The organism is Streptococcus mitis, assembly GCF_005844455.1.
In the GTDB taxonomy this organism is placed as follows: domain Bacteria; phylum Bacillota; class Bacilli; order Lactobacillales; family Streptococcaceae; genus Streptococcus; species Streptococcus mitis_BF.
In genome coordinates, this window is sequence record NZ_SPGF01000084.1 from 1 (window position 1) to 5,452 (window position 5,452).

2 protein-coding genes and 2 pseudogenes are annotated in these 5,452 nt (G+C 37.6%); 3 read left to right on the top strand and 1 reads right to left on the bottom strand.

The annotated features are described in order from the left end of the window. Nucleotides 1-76: 76 nt before the first annotated feature. Nucleotides 77-595 (bottom strand): helix-turn-helix domain-containing protein, encoded by a 519-nt coding sequence (locus FGQ53_RS10960; protein ID WP_171019145.1) that lies wholly within the window; start codon nucleotides 593-595, stop codon nucleotides 77-79. 295 nt (nucleotides 596-890) lie between these two features. On the opposite strand from FGQ53_RS10960, the gene adcAII reads away from it, so the two are divergent. The 3 genes and pseudogenes from adcAII to FGQ53_RS10980 form a co-directional block, all read left to right on the top strand. Beyond that, complete coding sequence (gene adcAII, locus FGQ53_RS10970; RefSeq protein WP_138338772.1) at nucleotides 891-1,808, top strand: zinc-binding lipoprotein AdcAII; 918 nt, start codon at nucleotides 891-893, stop codon at nucleotides 1,806-1,808. 7 nt (nucleotides 1,809-1,815) lie between these two features. Continuing rightward, nucleotides 1,816-4,443: pseudogene (locus tag FGQ53_RS10975) on the top strand (pneumococcal-type histidine triad protein); the annotation flags it as partial. A gap of 733 nt (nucleotides 4,444-5,176) precedes the next feature. Then, nucleotides 5,177-5,389: pseudogene (locus tag FGQ53_RS10980) on the top strand (IS630 transposase-related protein); the annotation flags it as partial. Nucleotides 5,390-5,452 lie beyond the last annotated feature (63 nt).

Consider the following 5,452-nt stretch of genomic DNA (forward strand, 5'->3'; position numbering starts at 1 on the left):
AGGAGCCCAGCAGGCACTTGGTTTACTGATTCGTCCAAATCCTGCCTCATCTTGGTAGAGTAGTCGAACTCTTTTATTAGGCAATCGTTTGCATGTGCTCTCGTACAAGGATTTTATTTTTAGACGTCACAATTGCTTGAGCGTCTGCTTTTTGTGGATGTTCTGGTCTTGGGATAACTTTTCGCCAACCATGTCGCTTGAGAAGGGCGTAAAATCCCTCTCTAGTCGATTTCTTACCGATTTTGGACTGATAGGCTTCATGAAGAGAGGCAATTGTTAACAGGTCACCTTGGCTAGCCTTCTTGAACTGCTCTGCAAGAAAATGAATCTCTTCATCATGAGTCATGTAATAACGGAAGCTCCCACCACGCTTGTCTGTTAAGAGTCCAGCTAGTCCTTGTTCTTGGTAACGCTGAACTTGATTGGAAGCTGTTTGAGGAGAAAGACCTGTTAACTCGGCGATTTTACGATAACTTAAGCCGTCTATCCGAAATATCACACACTGAATTCGTTTATGAAAGCGCAGATTTTTCTTATCTTTGAGAGCTTTTGTGAGAATGTTTTTGTCATTGGTAGTAAATGTTGCTTGTGTCATATATCTATTATACGTCAATTTTTGATTTTTGTTAAGTATAAAAAACATGTTTTGAGCTGACTTCGTCAGTTTCATCTACAACCTCAAAACAGTGTTTTGAGCGACCTGCGGCTAGCTTCCTAATTTGCTCTTTGATTTTCATTGAGTATATAAAGTGAGAATCTGTTGAGTTGTTGAAACTCAGCAGATTTTTATATGTGAAAGAAATTTCAATTTTTTTCTAAAAATAGCTTGACAGATTAAATTTTTAGGAGTAGAATATTTACCAGTTAATTAAATAGTTAAGGGGTTATCCATGAAGAAACAAAGTTTATTTTTAGTATTGTTAAGTGTCTTTCTTTTGTGTTTAGGGGCTTGTGGTCAAAAGGAAAGCCATACAGGGAAAGGGATGAAAATTGTGACCAGTTTCTATCCTATCTACGCTATGGTCAAGGAAGTATCTGGCGACTTGAATGATGTTCGAATGATTCAGTCAAGTAGTGGGATTCACTCCTTTGAACCTTCAGCAAATGACATCGCGGCCATCTATGATGCAGATGTCTTTGTTTACCATTCTCATACGCTCGAATCTTGGGCAGGAAGTTTAGATCCCAATCTAAAAAAATCTAAAGTGAAGGTTTTAGAGGCTTCTGAGGGAATGACTTTAGACCGCGTCCCAGGGCTAGAAGATGTGGAAGCAGGGGATGGAGTTGATGAAAAAACGCTCTATGACCCTCACACTTGGCTAGATCCTGAAAAAGCTGGCGAAGAAGCTCAGATTATCGCTGATAAACTTTCAGAGGTGGATAATGAGCATAAAGAAACTTACCAGAAAAATGCGCAAGCCTTTATCAAAAAAGCTCAAGAATTGACTAAGAAATTCCAGCCTAAATTTGAAAAAGCGAGTCAGAAAACCTTTGTAACACAACATACAGCCTTTTCTTATCTTGCTAAGCGATTCGGACTTAATCAATTGGGTATTGCAGGTATCTCTCCTGAACAAGAACCAAGTCCACGACAACTTACAGAAATTCAGGAATTTGTTAAAACCTATAAGGTTAAAACGATTTTTACAGAAAGTAACGCTTCTTCAAAAGTAGCTGAAACTCTTGTCAAATCAACAGGTGTGGGTCTTAAAACTCTGAATCCTTTAGAGGCTGACCCGCAAAATGACAAGACCTATTTAGAAAATCTGGAAGAAAATATGAGTGTTCTAGCAGAAGAATTAAAGTGAGGAAAGAATGAAAATCAATAAAAAATATGTAGCAGGTTCAGTGGCAGTTCTTGCCTTAAGTGTTTGTTCCTATGAACTTGGTCGTTACCAAGCTGGTCAAGTTAAGAAAGATTCTAATCGAGTTGCTTATATAGATGGTGATCAGGCTGGTCAAAAGGCAGAAAATTTGACACCAGATGAAGTCAGTAAAAGAGAAGGAATCAACGCAGAACAAATTGTTATCAAGATTACGGATCAAGGTTATGTGACCTCTCATGGAGACCATTATCATTACTATAATGGCAAGGTTCCTTATGACGCTATTATCAGTGAAGAACTCCTCATGAAAGATCCGAATTATCAGTTGAAGGATTCAGACATTGTCAATGAAATCAAAGGTGGCTATGTGATTAAGGTAGACGGGAAATACTATGTTTACCTTAAAGATGCGGCTCATGCGGACAATATTCGGACAAAAGAAGAGATTAAACGTCAGAAGCAGGAACACAGTCATAATCATGGAGGCAGTTCTAACGATCAGGCGGTAGTTGCTGCCAGAGCCCAAGGACGTTATACAACGGATGATGGGTATATCTTTAATGCATCTGATATCATCGAAGATACAGGTGATGCTTATATCGTTCCTCATGGTAATCACTTCCACTATATCCCTAAGAGTGATTTGTCTGCCAGTGAGTTAGCTGCTGCCCAAGCCTTCTTATCTGGAAAAGGTGGCCAATTAAGTACGGTTGAATATCGTTCAAGCAGAGTTGAAACAAGATCTAGTGTCAGAACGAGTCAAGCTGAGACCCCTCAAAATCCTGCAACAGCTCCTGAAAGTCAAAATGAGGACTTGGATAGTCTCCTTCAAGAATTGTACGCCTTGCCACTCAGCCAACGTCATGTGGAGTCTGATGGATTAGTATTTGACCCAGCACAGATTACAAAACGTACAGCAAATGGTGTGGCAGTGCCTCACGGGGATCATTTCCATTTCATTCCTTATTCGCAAATGTCTGCTTTGGAAGAAAAATTGGCTCGAAATCTACCAATTGGAGGTCAGCCAATTCAAAGTCATTCTGACAATACGAAACCAAGCAGTACAGATAAACCAAGTTCAACCATTAAACCAAACTTTAATCTCAATACGCAGGCACCAAATCGAGGAACTGGAGGCGCCTATACAACGGATGATGGGTATGTCTTTAGTCCGACAGATGTGATTGAAGATACAGGAGACGCTTTTGTTGTACCGCACGGCAATCATTTCCACTATATCCCTAAGAGTGATTTGTCTGCAGGAGAATTGGCTGCTGCTCAAGCTTATTGGAATGGTAAACAGGGCTCACATTCTGCTACAAGTTCAAGTACATCAAGTAGTAACAATCCAAATCCAGCTCAATCAGGTTTATCAGAAACTCCAAATCTAACTGTTACTCCAACTTATCATCAAGACCACGGGGAAGACATTCCAACACTCTTACGTGAATTGTATGCCAAACCTTTGTTAGAACGCCATGTGGAATCGGATGGTCTAGTCTTTGATCCAGCACAGATTATCGAACGTACAGCTAACGGTGTTGCAGTGCCTCACGGAGACCATTATCACTTTATTCCTTATTCACAAATGTCTGATTTAGAGCAGAAGATTGCACGAATGATTCCGTTAAAAGGGCAAAATGGATTAAACGAAATTGTTACAGATATTAAACCTTTAGCATCAAAAGAAGTAGTTCATAAGTTCTTAGGACAACCAATCAAAGCTTATGGAAAAGGTTTAGATGGTAAACCTTATGATACGAGCGATGGATATATATTTACCAAAGATTCAATCGATTCTGTTGATAAATCAGGTGTTATTGCCAAACACGGAGATCATTTCCATTATATGGGATATGGTGAATTAGAACAATTCGAATTGGATGAAGTTGCCAAATGGATTCAAGAAACTGGTAAAAATCCAGATTCCGTCATTTCTTCAGTACACTCAGATGAGGAGGAAAGACCAAAGTTTGATTATAAAAAAGTAACTAGTAAAGTTTCTAGAAATGGTAAAGTTGGTTATATAATTAATGAAGGTGGTAAAGATTATTTTTATTCACGTGAAGAACTTGATCTTACTCAAATAGCTTTTTCTGAGCAGGAACTAATGCTTAAAGATAAAGATAATTATCGTTACGATATTGTAGAAACAGAAGTTAAACCAAAATTAGCTGTGGATGTATCTAGCTTGCCTATGCATGCAGCGAATACTACATATGATACTGGAAGTTCCTTCATTATTCCACATATCGATCACATTCATGTCGTACCATATTCTTGGTTAAATAGTGAGCAAATAGCAACTATAAAATATGTAATGCAACATCCTGATGTGCGTCCTGAAGTTTGGTCAAAACCAGGTCATGATGATGCTGGATCTGTTATTGCTAATGTAACTCCTCTTGAAAAACGTCCTGGAATGCAGAACTGGCAAATTATCCATTCTGCGGAAGAAGTTCAGAAAGCACTTAAAGAAGGCAAGTTTGCAACGCCTGATGGATATATTTTTGATCCTCAGGATGTATTGGCAAAGGGAACCTATATTTGGGCAGATAAATCTTTCAGTATTCCAAAAGCTAGCGGTGGCTCGTTTAGAAGTATCACTCAGTCTGACTTATCAGAGAAAGAGTGGAAACAAGCTCAAGAGTTGATAGCTAAAAGAAATGAAGAAAAAGAAACGGCAAATGCTTCTTCTGATTCACATCTAATTTCTTCAGATAAGAAATCGGAAACAAAGAAAGAAGATGATTCAGGTAAAGTCGATGAACAACCAAAGGATAATACACCTCAAAATGAGGCAGATGCGACTATCAACAATCCTTCGGGTGAAAAAGACAAACCTAAAGTAGAAGAAAATAAGAAAGATGATTATGATGATATACCAGATTATGGATTAGATAAGGCTACTTTAAAAGAACATATAAATAAAATAGCACAAATTGCTCAAATTGATTCTAAATACCTTATTTTTTCTTCAGAAGGTGTTCAATTTTATAATAAGAATGGGGATTTAGTAACCTATGATATTAAAACTCTTAAGCAAATAAAACCTTAGAATATTTTGATTAATAATAATCTACTTGAAAGGACATTGTTCTATTTTTGGATAGAATAACGTCCTTTTTATTTTGTATATCGAATTGAAGTTAGAATGCTACATTCTGGTTTCTAAAACATTGTTATACTCTTCAAAAATCAAATTCAAACCGCGTCAACGTCACCTTGCCGTACTCAAGTACAGCCTGCGGTTAGTTTCCTAGTTTGCTCTTTGATTTTCATTGAGTATTAGAAATTGGTTTTATAGTAAAATGAACCCAAAATAGTACATAATGTGGTATAATATTCTTATGGCATATTCAATAGATTTTCGTAAAAAAGTTCTCGCCTATTGTGAGCGAACAGGTAGTATAACAGAAGCATCACACGTTTTCCAAATCTCACGTAATACCATTTATGGCTGGTTAAAGCTAAAAGAGAAAACAGGAGAGCTAAACCATCAAGTGAAAGGAACAAAATCAAGAAAAGTTGATAGAGATAGACTTAAAAGGCGAATTTCAAGTTCAAGTTAGCCATCCAGAAGTCTTCTCTGGGTGACTTGTAGTTCAAGCATTTTTTAGGATAGT

Coding starts and splice junctions, on each gene's coding strand:
- FGQ53_RS10960 (WP_171019145.1), bottom strand. CDS start 595: ATGACACAAGCAACATTTACTACCAATGACAAAAACATTCTCACAAAA.
- adcAII (WP_138338772.1), top strand. CDS start 891: ATGAAGAAACAAAGTTTATTTTTAGTATTGTTAAGTGTCTTTCTTTTG.